The sequence below is a fragment of the Streptomyces sp. NPDC012794 genome, from assembly GCF_042901085.1.
GTDB lineage: Bacteria > Actinomycetota > Actinomycetes > Streptomycetales > Streptomycetaceae > Streptomyces.
Genome location: NZ_JBIBCI010000019.1, coordinates 87,796 through 102,481, shown reverse-complemented (window position 1 = coordinate 102,481; position 14,686 = coordinate 87,796). Strand labels below are relative to the sequence as shown.

The following is a 14,686-nucleotide window of genomic DNA, read 5'->3' as shown; positions in this document are numbered from 1 at the left end:
CCCCTGGTGTGTACGTTCCGTTCGACGCGCAGGCCATCAAATTCCCCCGCCTGCCGCGCCGTACAAGTGGGCTTCCGGGCCGGAAAAGCCCGGCGGCCCCGGAGCGCTGGATGCACTCCGGGGCCAGAACTTCAGAAGCGTCAGGCGTTGACGCAGGTGTTGCCGAAGGCCGGGTTCAGCAGGCCGATGATGTTCACGGTGTTGCCGCAGACGTTCACCGGGATGTGAACCGGAACCTGGACGACGTTGCCGGACAGGACACCGGGGGAGCCGATGGCCGCGGCCTGGGCACCCGCGTCGGCGGCAGCCACGCCCGCACCCGCGAGAACGAGACCACCGGTGGCAGCCGCAGCGGCGACAACCTTCTTGAGCATTGTTCCTCCTAGTAGGCAAGTGCGGTCCCAGCCGCGGACCGCACCACCTGTAACGAGGAGGGATCACCGGGGCTACGAGCGTATGAGCGCATTCACTCTTCTCAGTGGAATCCGCACACCTTCCCGAATCTCCGGCGTTATCAGGGGCTCCGCCCGTCAGGCGTTGTCGATGAACCGGTCCAGGACCCGGACGCCGAACTTCAGCCCGTCCACCGGGACCCGCTCGTCCACGCCGTGGAACATGCCGGCGAAGTCCAGCTCCGGCGGCAGCTGGAGCGGAGCGAAGCCGAAGCAGCGGATGCCGAGGTCGTCGAAGGACTTGGCGTCCGTCCCGCCGGACAGCATGTACGGGACCGCCCGCGCGATCGGGTCCTCGGCCTTCAGGGCGCCCTGCATGGCGTCCACGAGCCGCCCGTCGAAGTCCGTCTCCAGGGCCTTGTCCCCGTGGACGTCCTCGCGCTTCACGCGCGGGCCGAGGATCCGGTCGAGGTCGGCGAAGAACTCTTCCTCGTAGCCCGGCAGGAAGCGGCCGTCCACGTGCGCCGTGGCCTGCCCGGGGATGACGTTGACCTTGTAGCCGGCGCCGAGCATCGTCGGGGCGGCGGAGTTGCGCAGCGTCGCGCCGACCATCTTGGCGATCCCGCCGAGCTTGGCGAGCGTCGCGTCCATGTCGTCGGGATCGAGCGGGGTTCCGAGCGCGTCCGAGAGTTCGTCGAGGAAGTGCCGGACGGTCTTCGTGACCCGCACCGGCCACTGGTGGCGGCCGAGGCGTCCGACGGCCTCGCACAGCTCCGTGATCGCGTTGTCGTTGTTGGTCATGGAGCCGTGGCCCGCCGTGCCCTCGACCGTGAGCCGCATCCAGTGCATGCCCTTCTGGGCCGTCTCCACGAGGTACAGCCGCAGGTTCTCGTTCACGGTGAAGGAGAAGCCGCCGACCTCGCCGATGGCCTCGGTGACGCCCTCGAAGAGGCCGGGGTGCTTGTCGACGAGGTGCCGGGCCCCGTACGTGCCGCCCGCCTCCTCGTCCGCCAGGAAGGCCAGCACGATGTCGCGGGGCGGCTTGCGCCCGCTGCGCATGCGGTCGCGTACGACGGCCAGCGTCATCGCGTCCATGTCCTTCATGTCGACCGCCCCGCGGCCCCACACGCAGCCGTCGGCGATCTCGCCCGAGAACGGGTCGTAGGTCCAGTCGGCCGCGTTGGCCGGGACCACGTCGGTGTGCCCGTGGATCAGCAGGGCCGGCCGCGAGGGGTCCTCGCCCTCGATCCGGGCCACGGTCGACGCGCGCCCCTTGTGCGACTCGAAGATCTGCGGCTCCAGCCCGACCTCGGCCAGCTTCTCGGCGACCCACTCGGCCGCCTTGCGCTCACCGGGGCCCGAATGGTCCCCGTAGTTGCTCGTGTCGATCCGGATGAGGTCCCGGCAGAGGTCGACGACCTCGTCCTGTCCGGAGACGGCCTTGCCCGCGCCCGATGCGCTCACGCTGTTCCTCCCACTGATCAGTACCGGATGCCGCCCCCATCCTCCCGCCCCGGGCCCGTCCGCCCAAGGGCGTTCCCCGCCCACCGGGGGTGTGATCGAGGACCCCCAGCCGTTTGGTAGTGTTTTCCACGTCGCACCGGCCCGTGAGGGACGTGCGGCGCACACCCGGTCCGGGTGGCGGAATGGCAGACGCGCTAGCTTGAGGTGCTAGTGCCCTTTATCGGGCGTGGGGGTTCAAGTCCCCCCTCGGACACACACGGAAGGACCCCGCTGCGGCGGGGTCCTTCTTCGTTCCCCCTGCGTGGCCGGAAACCGGCGTGCCGGGAGGACGGAGGGCGCGGGAGGCCGGGGACGAGCCACCCCGGAATGTTTGGTAATGTTTTCCACGTCGCAACGGCCGCGAGGAACGTACGGCGCACACCCGGTCCGGGTGGCGGAATGGCAGACGCGCTAGCTTGAGGTGCTAGTGCCCTTTATCGGGCGTGGGGGTTCAAGTCCCCCCTCGGACACACACGGAAGGACCCCGCTGCGGCGGGGTCCTTCTTCGTTCCCCCTGCGTGGCCGGAAACCGGCAGCACGGAAGAGGCCCCCGGGCCGGGATCCCTGATCCCGGCCCGGGGGCCTCTCGTACGCCGTGGGGGTCAGTCGTTGGCGGCGGCGAGCTCCGCCACGCGGCGGCGGACCAGGAACCAGCCGCCGACGAGGGCGGCGGCGATGGCCGGGAGGAACATGACCGTGGTGCGGCCGACGCCTCCGTCGCTCCACATCAGGACCAGGACCGCGGCCAGGAAGACCAGGGTCACGATCTGGGTGTAGGGGGCCCAGGGGAGGCGGTAGGACGGGCGCTCGACCAGGCCGTTCTTCGAGCGGTGCCAGAAGAAGAGCGAACAGATCATGACCATGGCCCAGGTGCCGAGGATGCCAATGGAGGCGAGGTTGAGGACGATCTCGAAGGCCTCGCCGGGCATCCAGTAGTTCAGGCCCACGCCGGCGACGCCGAAGGCGGCGGTGAAGAGCACGCCGCCGTAGGGGACCTTGCCCTTGTTCATGACGCCGGTGAACTTGGGGGCGGAGCCGGACATGGCCATCGAGCGCAGGATCCGGCCGGTGGAGTAGAGGCCGGAGTTCAGGCTGGACAGGGCGGCGGTCAGGACGACCAGGTTCATGACGCCGGCGGCGCCGGGGACGCCGAGCTTGTCGAAGACGGTGACGAAGGGGCTCTGGTCGGCCGAGTACGCGGTGTACGGGAGCAGCAGGGCCAGCAGGACCACGGAGCCGACGTAGAAGATGCCCACGCGCCACATGATCGAGTTGATCGCCTTCGGCATGATCTTCTCGGGGTTCTCGGTCTCACCGGCGGCGACGCCGCACAGCTCGACGGAGGCGTACGCGAAGACCACGCCCTGGACCACCAGGAGCATCGGCAGGACGCCCGAGGGGAAGAGGCCGCCGTTGTCGGTGATGTTCGCCAGGCCCGGGGTGGTGCCGCCGATGTCGTGGCTGGTGGCGACGAGGTAGATGCCGACGATCAGGAAGATCACCAGGGCGGCGACCTTGACCAGGGAGAACCAGAACTCCATCTCGCCGAAGTACTTCACCGAGATCAGGTTCGCGGTGAGGACGACGGCCAGGGCGATGAAGGCGAGCACCCACTGGGGGACGTCGGTGAACATCGACCAGAAGTGGGCGTAGGTCGCGGCGGCGGTGATGTCGGCCACAGTGGTCGTGGACCAGTTGAGGAAGTACAGCCAGCCGGCCGTGTAGGCGCCCTTCTCCCCCATGAACTCGCGCGCGTACGAGACGAACGCGCCGGAGGAGGGGCGGTAGAGGACGAGCTCGCCGAGCGCCCGGACCACGAAGAAGGCGAAGACACCGCACACCGCGTACGCGATGGCCAGGGAGGGGCCCGCGCCGGCGAGGCGGCCTCCGGCGCCGAGGAAGAGGCCGGTGCCTATCGCGCCGCCGATGGCGATCATGTTGATGTGGCGGGACTTGAGGTCCTTGCTGTAGCCCTCGTCACCGGCGTCGACAGGGCGTGGGGACGCCTTGGCGGGGGGCTCGGTCAAGGTGCGATCGCTCATGCGGAAGGTCGCCTTCGTGGGGTCGGACAGGAAGGCCGGGCCGTGTGCGGGGGAGCTGGGTGGTATCCCCCGTGCAGCGGTTCCGGTGATTTGTCGACCCAGGAGACCATGAGCTTCGGCCCCCCGCCAAAATCGGCCTCGTGCGCCCGTGAGCCCCCGGGAACCATGGAAACGGTCTCCGGGGGCTGCCCAGGGGTACGAATGCGAGGCGGGGGCCCTCAGGCGCCGGGTGCGGCCTCCGCGGCCTGATCGAGGCGGAAGGCCTCGTTCCCCAGGCCGATCCGGGCGTGGACCTCGGGGCGGCGGGACTTCAGCAGCAGCCCGTGGACCAGTCCGCCCAGGGCGGCGACGGCGATGACCGCGGGCAGGGCCCAGCTGAGCGCGGAGCCCTGCTCGGCGCCGACCAGGAGGGCGAAGTCCTTGACGGTGTAGAGCGCGATGCCGGCCAGGGCGAGGCCGGCCAGGCCCGCGGCGACCAGCCGCCAGACCTGGGCGCCGGCAGTGCCCCGGCGGACGAAGAAGGCGATGACGGCGAAGGAGGCCGCCGCCATCAGGACGGTCACGCCGAGGGCGCCGACGCTGCCCATCCAGGTGAACAGGTGCAGGACGGGCGCGGTCGGGTCGCCGGCGGGCATGGAGTCCGTGACGGCGAAGAGGAGGACGACCACGGCGGCGACGACGGTCTGCAGGAGGGAGCCGGTGGCGGGAGCGCCCGTGCCCGGGTTGGTGCGCCCGAAGCGGGCGGGCAGCAGGCCCTCGCGGCCCATCGCGAAGGCGTAGCGGGCGACGACGTTGTGGAAGCTGAGCATGGCCGCGAACATGCCGGTCACGAAGAGCACGTGCAGGACGTCGGTGAAGGCGCCGCCGAGGCGGCTGCCGGTGAGCTCGAAGAGCAGGCCGGGACCGGCCTCGGCGGAGGCCTTGACGATCCCGGTGGGACCGGCGGCCACCGTGAGGGCCCAGGCGCTGAGGGCGAAGAAGACGGCGGCGAAGCCGATGGCGAGGAACATCACGCGGGAGACCACGACGTGCGGATTGCTGGTCTCCTCGGCGTACACCGGGGACTGCTCGAAGCCGACGAAGGCGGCGATGCAGAAGCACAGCGCGGTGCCGAGGCCCGCTCCGCCGAGGGCGGCCGGGTCGAAGGCCTGCAGGGAGAGGCCCTCGGGGCCGGGCTTACCGAGGGCGGCGACGTCGAAGACCACGACGAGGGCGCACTCGATGAGGAGCAGGACGCCGAGCACCCTGGCGTTGAGGTCGATCTTGAGCCAGCCGAGCGCGCCGGTGGCGGCGACCGCGAGCAGGGCCGGGATCCACCAGGCGACCTGGGTGTCGAGGTAGGTGGCGAAGAGGCCGGATATCTCGAAGCCGAGGATGCCGTAGACGCCGACCTGCATGGCGCTGTAGGCGACGAGGGCGACGAGGGAGGCGGCGGCGCCGGCGGTGGGCCCGAGGCCGCGGGCGATGTAGGCGTAGAAGGCGCCGGCGTTGTGGACGTGGCGGCTCATCTCGGCGTACCCGACGCCGAACAGGGCGAGGACGACGCCGAGGATGACGAAGAGCAGCGGCTGGCCGACGATGCCCATGACCCCGAAGATCGTGGGCATGACACCTGCGACGACCATCAGGGGCGCGCTGGCGGCGAGGACGGAGAGCAGCAGTCCGGCCGTGCCGAGCCGGTCGGCACGCAGGGCGCGGTCCTGGCCCTTGTACGTGCGGATCTCGGCCGCGGAGTCGGCTGCGAGCGTGGTGGATCTGCCCGTCGGCATGGCAGGGTCCTTTCGGGGGTGGACTGGCTGGTCAGGCGGTGCCGAGCGCGGCACTGCGCGCGGCGAGGAAGGCCTTCTGCGGATCACGGTCCGGGTAGGACCAGGGGGCGCGGGTGGCGTGGCTGCCGATGCGGTGGAAGAGGGCGGCCGCCTCCGCGGGGCGGCCCTCGCAGAGCTTGGCGTGGGCGAGGAAGTTGAGGTCGACCCGGTTGCGGGGGTGGTCCTCGCGTTCCCACTCCAGCCACCAGTCGAAGGCGGAGCGCAGTACCTGGCGGGCCCGGCGGCCGGTCCAGTGCTCGGCGGCCGCCTCGCCGGCGGCGCCGCCCCGGGCGGCGGCGAGGACGCGGAAGCGCTCGGCGTGGGCGATCACGGGCAGCACGGCGAGCGGGGAGTCGGCCGGGGACTCCTCGGCGGCCCAGGCGGCGAAGTCGTACACCTCGTGGAGCGGGTCGAGGCCGGCGGCGGGGGTGCGTTCGGCGAGCTTGGCGACCATGAGGTGGTGGGCGTGGTGGTGCTCGCGGTGGCGGGCCCGGACCTGGTCGAAGTGGCGGCTGAACTCCTCTTCGGTGCCGAAGGCGCGGGCGAGCATGAGGAGGCCGAGCCAGGGGGTGGGGTCGGCGGGGAGCAGTGCGGCGGCGCGGCGGCAGGCCTCGTCGGCGGCCTCGGGGCTGCTCTTGCCGCGCAGGGCGGTGAACACGGAGGCGCAGGCGAGGAGGGTGGCGGCGTCGGCGCTGTCGGGTTCGGCGAGCAGCCACTCGCCGGCCCAGGCGGTGGCGGCCGGGGTCTGGGCGAGGACGACGAGGCGGTGGCCGCGGCGGTCCCAGTCGTCGCCGGTGGCGACGAGGAGGGTACGGGCCTTGGCCCAGCGGCCCTGGGTGAACTGACTGCGGACGCCCACGAGTTCGGAATCGCACAGCGCCGGGTCGAAGAGCTGGGCGTCCCGCTTGCGGGCGCGGCCGAGGGGCGGCGGAGGCGGGGACATCCGCGGTTTCCCTCCAGGACGCGGGCGCGGGTGGACTGCGTACACGGGTGCACGCACGGGGTATGGGTGGTGCGCATGGGACGCCGGCGGGGCGGCTCGATCATGCCGGTGGTCAATCCGGATGATCACGCACAGCAAACCGGTAGGCACAGCTCCGAGTCAAGGTCCGGTCCACTGGGTGGCGCGTTTCAACTGGTGCGCAAAAGGGGCGGGTTGGGACGCGGCGGACGGTTCGGAATCCGGGCGTGACCTGCGACGACCGTCCGTAGGGTGGGGCGCATGACGAACTTCGACGATCTTCCCCCCTTCCAGCTGGGCTTCCCCGGCGAACAGCGCGACCGGCTCGTGGCCGCCGTGCTGAGCGGCGCGAAGACCACGACAACGGGCCTGATGGGGCAGTACGAGGCCGCGGGCGAGCCGCTGCCCCGGCCGGGGGAACGCCTGGCGCTGGTGGACTCCGCGGAGCGGCCGCTGGCCGCCCTGGAGGTGACGGACGTACGGGTGCTGCGGCTGGCCGAGGTCGGCCTGCGGCACGCGGTGGACGAGGGCGAGGGCTTCACCTCGGTGGCCGAATGGCGCTCCGCGCACGAGCGGTTCTGGCACGGCGAGCAGGTGCGGGCGGAGATGGGCGACCCGGGCTTCGCGGTGGACGACGACACCCTGGTCGTGACCGAACGCTTCCGCCTCCTGTGACGCGGTGCCCCGGCGTCCGCGCGGCCCCGGGTCAGCCGACGGCGCGCGCGGCCGCGCGGCCCGCGGCACGGCCCGAGAAGACGCACCCGCCCAGGAAGGTGCCCTCCAGGGCGCGGTAGCCGTGGACGCCCCCGCCGCCGAAGCCGGCGGCCTCGCCGGCCGCGTAGACGCCGGGCAGCGGCTCCCCGGAGGGGGTCAGGACGCGGGAGGACAGGTCGGTCTCCAGGCCGCCGAGGGACTTGCGGGTGAGGATCGAGAGCCGGACGGCGATCAGCGGGCCCGCCGCGGGGTCCAGGATGCGGTGGGGGGCGGCGGTGCGGATCAGCCGGTCGCCGAGGTACCTGCGCGCCCCGTGGATGGCCGTCACCTGGAGGTCCTTGGTGAAGGGGTTGGCGATCTCCCGGTCGCGGGCGGTGATCTCGCGCCGGACGGTGGCCTCGTCGAGCAGGTCCTCCTCGGTGAGCTCGTTCATCCGGCGGACCATCGCCGACAGGTCCCGCTCCACGATGAAGTCCGCGCCGCGGTCCATGAATGCCTTGACCGGTCCGGGCACCGCCTGGCGGGCCCGGTTGATCACGTCGCGCACGGACTTCCCCGTCAGATCGGGGTTCTGCTCGGAGCCGGAGAGGCCGAACTCCTTGCCGATGATGCGCTGGTTGAGCACGAACCAGGTGTGGTCGTGGCCGGTGCGCATGATGTGGTCGAGGGTGCCGAGGGTGTCGAAGCCCGGGAAGAGCGGTACGGGCAGCCGCTTGCCCGTGGCGTCCAGCCACAGGGAGGAGGGGCCGGGCAGGATGCGGATGCCGTGCCGGGCCCAGACGGGGTCCCAGTTCTCGATGCCCTCGGTGTAGTGCCACATCCGGTCCTTGTTGATGTGGCTGGCCCCGGCGGCCTCTGCCACGCCCAGCATCAGGCCGTCCACGTGCGCGGGGACACCGGAGAGCATCCGTGCGGGCGGGGTGCCGAGGCGCTCGGGCCACTGCGCGCGCACGAGGTCGTGGTTGCCGCCGATGCCGCCGCTGGTCACGATCACCGCCTGGGCCCGCAGGCTGAACGCGCCGGCGGTCTCGCGGCCGCTGGCGGTGCCCCGTACGGCGTCCGAGGGTGCCAGGACCTCGCCGGTGACGGTGTCCACGGCGCCGGCCGTGGCCGACAGCCCGGTGACCCGGTGGCGGAAGGCGAACCGGACCAGCCCGCGGGCGGCCCCCGCGCGGACCCGCCGCACGAAGGGCTCCAGCAGACCGGGGCCGGTGCCCCAGGTGATGTGGAAGCGGGGCACGGAGTTGCCGTGGCCGTTGGCGTCGTAGCCGCCGCGTTCGGCCCAGCCGACCACCGGGAAGAAGCGCACCCCCCGGGAGTGCAGCCAGGAGCGCTTCTCGCCGGCCGCGAAGTCCACGTACGCCTCGGCCCAGCGGCGCGGCCAGGCGTCCTCCTCCCGGTCGAACCCGGCGGTACCGAGCCAGTCCTGGAGGGCGAGCTCGCGGCTGTCCTTGATGCGCATCCGGCGCTGCTCGGGGGAGTCCACGAAGAACAGACCGCCGAAGGACCAGTGCGCCTGCCCGCCGATCGACTGCTCGGGCTCCTGGTCGAGGAGGATCACCCTGCGGCCCGCGTCGACGAGCTCGGCGGTGGCCACGAGACCCGCGAGGCCCGCTCCGATCACGATCACGTCAGCGTCGTACGTCATGCCTGCCGGTCCTCCGGTCGCTCGGTGGTGGGGCAGATCCTTTGCTACGGAGCGGTAACCAGTCAACAGCGGTGGTTGGATGGATCCATGGATCCCGCTGACGAGGTACTGGACGTGGTGGACCGGGACGACAGGGTCGTGGGGCAGGCGCCCCGGGGCGAGGTGTACGGCCGGGGACTGCTCCACCGGTGCGTGTTCGTCCTGGCCACGGACGCGCGGGGGCAGGTGTTCGTGCACCGCCGGACCGCCTCGAAGCTCGTCTTCCCCTCGCACTACGACATGTTCGTGGGCGGGGTGCTGGGCGCCGGGGAGGAGTACGCGGAGGCGGCCCTGCGGGAGGCCCGGGAGGAGCTGGGGGTGAGCGGGCTGCCGCGTCCGGAGCCGCTGTTCAAGTTCCTGTACGAGGGGCCGGGCGGGGGCTGGTGGTCGTACGTGCACGAGGTGCGGTGCACCCTGCCGGTGGCTCCGCAGGCCTCCGAGGTGGACTGGTACGCCTGGCTGCCGCGGGAGGAACTGGACCGCAGGATCGCCGGCGGGGAGTGGGCGTGGGTGCCGGACGGGCTGGAGGCGTACCGGCGGCTGCGGGCGTTCCGGGAGGAGGGCGGGACCCAGGGCGCGCCAGGTTCGTGACGGGGACGTAAATTGGCCACGTGATCGACTTCGTCAAGGACGTGCGGCTCTGGTTCGCACCGCAGCGGCTGCGGGACGAGGGCGATACCCCGGACTACCGCTTCTCGCTCGCCAACGAGCGGACCTTCCTCGCTTGGATCCGGACCGCGCTGGCGCTGGTGGGCGGCGGGTTCGCGGTGGACCAGTTCCTGCCGGACCTGCGGTGGGGCGTGCGGGTGGGGATGGCCTTCGCGCTGCTGGCGGTGGGGGCGGCGTGCGCGCTGCGGGCGGTGAACCACTGGATGCGGTGCGAGCGGGCCATGCGGCGGGGCGAGGACCTGCCGGTGTCGCGGTTTCCCGTGATGCTGGGCCTGGGGGTGGGGCTGGTGGCCGGGGTGATGGTCCTGGTCGTGCTGCTGGGCTGGACGGACGGGCGGTGAGCGTTCTCGGTGCGGCCCCGCGCGACGCGGGGCTCCAGCCGGAGCGGACGCGGCTCGCGTGGCGGCGTACGACGCTGGCCTGCTCGGTCACGGCCGTGCTGGCGGTGCGGCAGGCCCTGCACGGCACCGGTTCGCGGACGGAGGTGGCCGCGGCGGCGGTGATCGCGCTGATCTGGGTCGCCTTCCTGGCCGTGGCGCACCGGCGGGTGCGGGAGCTGGCCGGGGCCCGGCCGCCGGGGCTCGCTCCCCGGGTGGCGCTGGGGGCGGTGCTGTGTTCCGTGGGCCTGGCGGTGTTCGCGATGGCGCTCATCGTCTGAGCCGCTCGTCCGATGGTCCGACAGTCAGGACAGTGCCGCGCCACGATGACACCCGGGGGCATAACGGGTGATCCGGGTCGTACAGGACTAGCCTCTGCGCCATGACGACCCTGCACCACGAACACCCCACGCACATCCACGAGCACGGCCCCGGCTGCGGGCACACCGCGGTCGAGCACGGCGACCACCTCGACTACGCGCACGACGGCCACCTGCACCGGCAGCACTCCGGGCACTGGGACGAATGCGAGCCGTCCGGGCACGCCCCGCACGAGGGGCACGCCCACGAGCACGGCGAGGCCTGCGGGCACGACGCGGTCCCGCACGGCGACCACCTGGACTACCTGCACGACGGGCACCGGCACGCCGCGCACGACGGCCACTACGACGACCACTGACGCACCGGCGGAGGGCGGCCCGCGCCGACCGCCCCCGCTCCGTCCGGCCCCGATCCCGGCTGACAGGATGCCGACCGCCTGTCACAGCGACCCGGGGAGAACGTCCATGACCGTCGAAGAGCCGTACGTCGTCCAGCCCGCGGCCGGGGTGTACGCCTACGTCCAGCCCGACGGGGGCTGGTGCCTGAACAACGCCGGCTGGATCAGCGACGGCGGGAGCACCCTGCTCGTCGACACCGCCGCCACCGAGCGGCGGGCGCTGGCCCTGCGCGCGGCCGTCGCGGCGGCCGGGGTCCCGCGGCCCCGGACGGTCGTCAACACCCACCACCACGGCGACCACACCTACGGCAACGCCGCCTTCACCCCCGGCGCCCTGATCGTCGGGCACGACAACGCGCGCGCTGAGCAGCTCGCCGCCGGACACCAGCTGGAGCTGATCTGGCCCGCGACCGACTTCGGCGCGATACGGATCACCGCGCCCGACCTCACGTACAGCGACCGGCTGACCCTGTACGTCGGGGACACCGAGGTCCGGGTCATCCATCCGGGCGTGGCCCACACCACCGGGGACTCGGTCGTGTGGCTGCCCCGGCAGCGGGTGGTGTTCACCGGGGACCTGGTCTTCGCCGGGGGCACCCCGTTCCTCGCGATGGGCTCCCTCACCGGCTCGCTGCGGGCGCTGGAGCTGCTGCGCACGCTGGGCGCGGAGACCGTCGTACCCGGACACGGGCCGCTGACCGACGCCTCGGCGTACGACGCGACCGCGCGCTACCTGCGCTACGTGGCCGAACTGGCCCGGGACGGACGGGAGAAGGGGCTCACCCCGCTGGAGGTGGCGCGCGGGGCCGACCTGGGCGAGTTCGCGGCCTGGCGGGAGAGCGAGCGGCTGGTGGCGAACCTGCACCGGGCGTACGCGGAGCTGGCCGGGGAGCCGGAGGGGGCGCCGCTGGACATCATGGCGGTGCTGCGGGACATGACGGTGATGAACGGCGGAACGCCCATCCGGTGCCACGCGTGACCTCGCCGGCGACGTGAGGGCGGCGGGCCGGGAGGGAGTTCTTCCGGCCACCCTATGGACGGCATACCGACTGGTCGGCATGATGGCCTCGGACCGAGAACCCCGTCGTCGACCCGTACGGAGGCGCGCCCCATGACCCCAGCCGATCCCCGAGGCCTCGATCTGCGACGGCTGCGCGGCCACCTGGAGGCCGCGCTGCCCGGGCTCACGGCGGGGCCGCTGAGCGGCCGGCTGATCGAGGGCGGCCGGTCGAACCTGACGTACGAGGTGACCGACGGTGCGGCCCGCTGGGTGGTGCGGCGGCCTCCGCTGGGGCACGTCCTGGCCACCGCGCACGACATGCGGCGCGAGCACCGGGTGATCTCCGCCCTGCACGGGACGGCCGTACCGGTGCCGGGGCCGCTGCTGCTGTGCGAGGACGAGGAGGTGTTGGGGGCGCCGTTCTACGTCATGGAGTACGTGGACGGGGTCCCGTACCGGACCGCCGGGCAGCTCGCGGGGATCGGTCCCGAGCGCACCCGGCGGGCGGTCCTGGGGCTGGTGGACACCCTGGTCGAGCTGCACGCGGTGGACCCGGGGGCGGTGGGCCTGGGCGACTTCGGCCGGCCCGAGGGCTTCCTCGACCGGCAGCTGCGCCGCTGGGGCAAGCAGCTCGCGGCCTCCCGGGGCAGGGAGCTGCCCCGGATCGACGAACTGCACGGGGCCCTGGGGCGGTCGCTGCCCCGCTCCCCCGCCCCGACCGTGGTGCACGGGGACTTCCGGCTGGACAACGTCCTGATCGGCGGTCCGGACGACACGATCCGGGCGGTCCTGGACTGGGAGATGTCCACCCTGGGCGACCCGCTGACGGACCTCGGCCTGCTGGTGATGTACAGCTCCGACCTGGGCCTGGCCGAGTCCCCGGTCAGCACGACGAGCGGGGCGCCCGGCCATCCGGCGCCCGCCGAGCTGGTCGAGCGGTACGCCGCCCGCTCGGGGCGCGACACCGGGGCGATCGCCTGGTACACGGCCTTCGCCTGGTTCAAGCTCGCGGTGATCCTCGAGGGCATCCACTACCGGTACACGCTCGGGCAGACGGTCGGCGCGGGCTTCGACCGGATCGGCGAGCTGGTCCCGGTCTTCATCGCACACGGACTGACCACCCTTCAGGAAGGCTGAGGAGCCGAGCCGCATGGACTTCGCATTCGACACCCGGACCGAGGAACTCCGCGAGCGGCTGCTCGCGTTCATGGAGGAGTACGTATACCCGGCGGAACCGGTCGCCGCCGAGCAGCGCGCACGGCTGGCCTCGCCCTGGGACACCCCGGCCGTCTTCGGTGAACTGAAGGCCGAGGCGCGCCGGCAAGGGCTGTGGAACCTCTTCTTCGTGAAGGAGCACGGCCGCGCGGACGGGGAGCACGGCGCCGGCCTGACCAACCTCCAGTACGCCCCGCTGGCCGAGATCACCGGCCGCAGCCCGCACCTGGCGCCGATGGCGACCAACTGCGCGGCCCCGGACACCGGGAACATGGAGCTGCTCGCGCAGTTCGGCGACGCCGCGCAGAGGAAGCAGTGGCTTGAGCCGCTGCTGACAGGGGAGATCCGCTCCGCGTTCGCGATGACCGAGCCCGAGGTGGCCTCCTCGGACGCGACGAACATCGAGACCCGCATCGAGCGGGACGGCGACGAGTACGTGGTCACCGGGCGCAAGTGGTACATCTCGGGAGCGATGAACCCGGACTGCAAGGTCTTCATCGTGATGGGCAAGACGGACCCGGGCGGCCCCGACCCGCGCCGCCAGCAGTCGATGGTGCTGGTCCCGCGCGACACCCCGGGCGTGGAGGTGCGCCGGGCGATGACGGTGTACGGGTACGCGGACCACGACCACGGCGGCCACGCCGAGGTGGTCTTCGACGGGGCCCGGGTCCCGGCGGGGAACCTGATCGGCGAGGAGGGCTCCGGCTTCGCCATCGCCCAGGCCCGGCTCGGCCCGGGCCGGATCCACCACTGCATGCGGCTGATCGGGATGGCGGAGCGGGCGGTCGAGCTGATGTGCCGGCGCGCGGTGGGGCGTACCGCCTTCGGGAAGGAACTGGCCGCACAGGGAGTCGTACAGAACTGGATCGCGGACGCCCGAGTCACCATCGAGCAGCTGCGGCTGCTGGTGCTGAAGACGGCCTGGCTGATGGACACGGTCGGCAACCGGGGGGCGCACACCGAGATCCAGGCCATCAAGATCGCCACCCCGCGCGCGGTCGTGGGGATCCTGGACCAGGCGGTGCAGCTGCACGGTGCGGGCGGGGTCAGCCAGGACCTGCCGCTGGCCGAACTGTGGGCGGCCGCGCGGACGCTGCGCCTGGCGGACGGGCCGGACGAGGTGCACCAGCGCTCGCTGGCCCGCCGCGAGCTCGGGCGCTACCGGGCGTAGGGCGCCGGGGAGCGGCCCGAGGCCGCCTCGATGACCTCGTCCAGCACCTCGCGGGAGCGGACGAGGTCGCCGATCATCCGGTCGATCCGGTCCCGCTCGGTGGCCAGTTCGGCCACCAGGGCGGGGGTGGCGCGCAGCGACGGGCCGCCGTCCTCGTCGCGCATGCAGGGCAGGATCTGCGCGATCTTGGAACTGTGCAGTCCGGCCGCGTAGAGCTCCTGGATGCGGATGACTCGGTCGACGGCCCGCTCGGGGAAGTCCCGGTGCCCGCCGGGCGTCCGGTCGGAGACGAGCAGGCCCTGCTGTTCGTAGTAGCGCAGCGAGCGCTCACCGACTCCGGTGCGCCTCGCCAGTTCACCGATCCGCATGGTCGTCCCCGGGGGTAGTCGGGCGGGCCTTCCGCCTTGAACCTGACACTGGTGTCAGGTT

General features: G+C 72.4%; 15 protein-coding genes and 2 tRNA genes. 10 read left to right on the top strand and 7 right to left on the bottom strand.

Going from position 1 to position 14,686, the window contains the following annotated elements:
- Nucleotides 1-140: 140 nt before the first annotated feature.
- Nucleotides 141-374: a chaplin gene (locus ACFY7H_RS28365; protein WP_388943546.1), complete on the bottom strand. Its 234-nt coding sequence runs from the start codon at nucleotides 372-374 to the stop codon at nucleotides 141-143.
- A 156-nt stretch (nucleotides 375-530) separates the two neighbouring features.
- Nucleotides 531-1,856, bottom strand: coding sequence for a M20/M25/M40 family metallo-hydrolase (locus ACFY7H_RS28360; RefSeq protein ID WP_388943544.1), 1,326 nt, complete (start codon nucleotides 1,854-1,856; stop codon nucleotides 531-533).
- A gap of 168 nt (nucleotides 1,857-2,024) precedes the next feature.
- Between ACFY7H_RS28360 and ACFY7H_RS28355 the strand changes: the two genes are divergently transcribed.
- Nucleotides 2,025-2,109, top strand: a tRNA-Leu gene (locus ACFY7H_RS28355).
- A 171-nt stretch (nucleotides 2,110-2,280) separates the two neighbouring features.
- A tRNA-Leu gene (locus ACFY7H_RS28350) sits at nucleotides 2,281-2,365 on the top strand.
- 132 nt (nucleotides 2,366-2,497) lie between these two features.
- On the opposite strand, the gene ACFY7H_RS28345 is transcribed toward ACFY7H_RS28350, so the two are convergent.
- The 3 genes from ACFY7H_RS28345 to ACFY7H_RS28335 all read right to left on the bottom strand — a co-directional run bounded on the left by ACFY7H_RS28345 (nucleotide 2,498) and on the right by ACFY7H_RS28335 (nucleotide 6,688).
- Nucleotides 2,498-3,937, bottom strand: a complete 1,440-nt coding sequence (locus ACFY7H_RS28345) for an amino acid permease (RefSeq protein ID WP_388943541.1) — start codon at nucleotides 3,935-3,937, stop codon at nucleotides 2,498-2,500.
- 218 nt (nucleotides 3,938-4,155) lie between these two features.
- Nucleotides 4,156-5,706, bottom strand: a complete 1,551-nt coding sequence (locus tag ACFY7H_RS28340) for an APC family permease (protein ID WP_388943539.1) — start codon at nucleotides 5,704-5,706, stop codon at nucleotides 4,156-4,158.
- 31 nt (nucleotides 5,707-5,737) lie between these two features.
- Nucleotides 5,738-6,688, bottom strand: coding sequence for a hypothetical protein (locus ACFY7H_RS28335; protein WP_388943536.1), 951 nt, complete (start codon nucleotides 6,686-6,688; stop codon nucleotides 5,738-5,740).
- A 279-nt stretch (nucleotides 6,689-6,967) separates the two neighbouring features.
- Between ACFY7H_RS28335 and ACFY7H_RS28330 the strand changes: the two genes are divergently transcribed.
- Nucleotides 6,968-7,381 carry an ASCH domain-containing protein gene (locus ACFY7H_RS28330; RefSeq protein ID WP_388943533.1) on the top strand — a complete coding sequence of 138 codons (414 nt, stop codon included), beginning with the start codon at nucleotides 6,968-6,970 and terminating at the stop codon, nucleotides 7,379-7,381.
- Nucleotides 7,382-7,412: 31 nt separating this feature from the next.
- Here the strand turns inward: ACFY7H_RS28330 and ACFY7H_RS28325 are convergent, their stop codons facing one another.
- Entirely contained in the window at nucleotides 7,413-9,068 is a 1,656-nt protein-coding gene (locus ACFY7H_RS28325; protein ID WP_388943531.1) for an FAD-binding dehydrogenase, read from the bottom strand.
- Between the two features lie 87 nt (nucleotides 9,069-9,155).
- Here ACFY7H_RS28325 and ACFY7H_RS28320 point away from each other — a divergent pair, with 87 nt between their 5' ends.
- The 7 genes from ACFY7H_RS28320 (at nucleotide 9,156) to ACFY7H_RS28290 (ending at nucleotide 14,257) form a co-directional block, all read left to right on the top strand.
- On the top strand, nucleotides 9,156-9,698 hold the full coding sequence (locus ACFY7H_RS28320; RefSeq protein ID WP_388943528.1) for an NUDIX domain-containing protein: 543 nt from the start codon (nucleotides 9,156-9,158) through the stop codon (nucleotides 9,696-9,698).
- 20 nt (nucleotides 9,699-9,718) lie between these two features.
- A complete protein-coding gene (locus ACFY7H_RS28315) occupies nucleotides 9,719-10,117 on the top strand; it encodes a YidH family protein (RefSeq protein ID WP_388943526.1) in 399 nt (132 codons plus the stop codon).
- On the top strand, nucleotides 10,114-10,434 hold the full coding sequence (locus tag ACFY7H_RS28310) for a DUF202 domain-containing protein (protein WP_388943523.1): 321 nt from the start codon (nucleotides 10,114-10,116) through the stop codon (nucleotides 10,432-10,434). Before ACFY7H_RS28315 ends, ACFY7H_RS28310 begins: the two co-directional genes overlap by 4 nt.
- Before the next feature lie 101 nt (nucleotides 10,435-10,535).
- Nucleotides 10,536-10,832, top strand: a complete 297-nt coding sequence (locus ACFY7H_RS28305) for a hypothetical protein (RefSeq protein ID WP_388943521.1) — start codon at nucleotides 10,536-10,538, stop codon at nucleotides 10,830-10,832.
- A 106-nt stretch (nucleotides 10,833-10,938) separates the two neighbouring features.
- On the top strand, nucleotides 10,939-11,850 hold the full coding sequence (locus tag ACFY7H_RS28300; RefSeq protein ID WP_388943519.1) for an MBL fold metallo-hydrolase: 912 nt from the start codon (nucleotides 10,939-10,941) through the stop codon (nucleotides 11,848-11,850).
- A 132-nt stretch (nucleotides 11,851-11,982) separates the two neighbouring features.
- Entirely contained in the window at nucleotides 11,983-13,008 is a 1,026-nt protein-coding gene (locus ACFY7H_RS28295) for a phosphotransferase family protein (protein WP_388943516.1), read from the top strand.
- 13 nt (nucleotides 13,009-13,021) lie between these two features.
- Nucleotides 13,022-14,257 (top strand): acyl-CoA dehydrogenase family protein, encoded by a 1,236-nt coding sequence (locus ACFY7H_RS28290; protein WP_388943513.1) that lies wholly within the window; start codon nucleotides 13,022-13,024, stop codon nucleotides 14,255-14,257.
- On the opposite strand, the gene ACFY7H_RS28285 is transcribed toward ACFY7H_RS28290, so the two are convergent.
- On the bottom strand, nucleotides 14,245-14,625 hold the full coding sequence (locus tag ACFY7H_RS28285) for a MerR family transcriptional regulator (RefSeq protein ID WP_388943510.1): 381 nt from the start codon (nucleotides 14,623-14,625) through the stop codon (nucleotides 14,245-14,247). The genes ACFY7H_RS28290 and ACFY7H_RS28285 overlap by 13 nt on opposite strands.
- Between the last annotated feature and the right edge of the window lie 61 nt (nucleotides 14,626-14,686).

Excerpts from the sequence above, each read along its gene's own strand:
- ACFY7H_RS28340 (WP_388943539.1), bottom strand. The coding sequence starts at position 5,706 with ATGCCGACGGGCAGATCCACCACGCTCGCAGCCGACTCCGCGGCCGAG.
- ACFY7H_RS28295 (WP_388943516.1), top strand. The coding sequence starts at position 11,983 with ATGACCCCAGCCGATCCCCGAGGCCTCGATCTGCGACGGCTGCGCGGC.
- ACFY7H_RS28330 (WP_388943533.1), top strand. The coding sequence starts at position 6,968 with ATGACGAACTTCGACGATCTTCCCCCCTTCCAGCTGGGCTTCCCCGGC.
- ACFY7H_RS28320 (WP_388943528.1), top strand. The coding sequence starts at position 9,156 with ATGGATCCCGCTGACGAGGTACTGGACGTGGTGGACCGGGACGACAGG.
- ACFY7H_RS28345 (WP_388943541.1), bottom strand. The coding sequence starts at position 3,937 with ATGAGCGATCGCACCTTGACCGAGCCCCCCGCCAAGGCGTCCCCACGC.
- ACFY7H_RS28285 (WP_388943510.1), bottom strand. The coding sequence starts at position 14,625 with ATGCGGATCGGTGAACTGGCGAGGCGCACCGGAGTCGGTGAGCGCTCG.
- ACFY7H_RS28365 (WP_388943546.1), bottom strand. The coding sequence starts at position 374 with ATGCTCAAGAAGGTTGTCGCCGCTGCGGCTGCCACCGGTGGTCTCGTT.
- ACFY7H_RS28335 (WP_388943536.1), bottom strand. The coding sequence starts at position 6,688 with ATGTCCCCGCCTCCGCCGCCCCTCGGCCGCGCCCGCAAGCGGGACGCC.
- ACFY7H_RS28300 (WP_388943519.1), top strand. The coding sequence starts at position 10,939 with ATGACCGTCGAAGAGCCGTACGTCGTCCAGCCCGCGGCCGGGGTGTAC.
- ACFY7H_RS28325 (WP_388943531.1), bottom strand. The coding sequence starts at position 9,068 with ATGACGTACGACGCTGACGTGATCGTGATCGGAGCGGGCCTCGCGGGT.
- ACFY7H_RS28290 (WP_388943513.1), top strand. The coding sequence starts at position 13,022 with ATGGACTTCGCATTCGACACCCGGACCGAGGAACTCCGCGAGCGGCTG.
- ACFY7H_RS28305 (WP_388943521.1), top strand. The coding sequence starts at position 10,536 with ATGACGACCCTGCACCACGAACACCCCACGCACATCCACGAGCACGGC.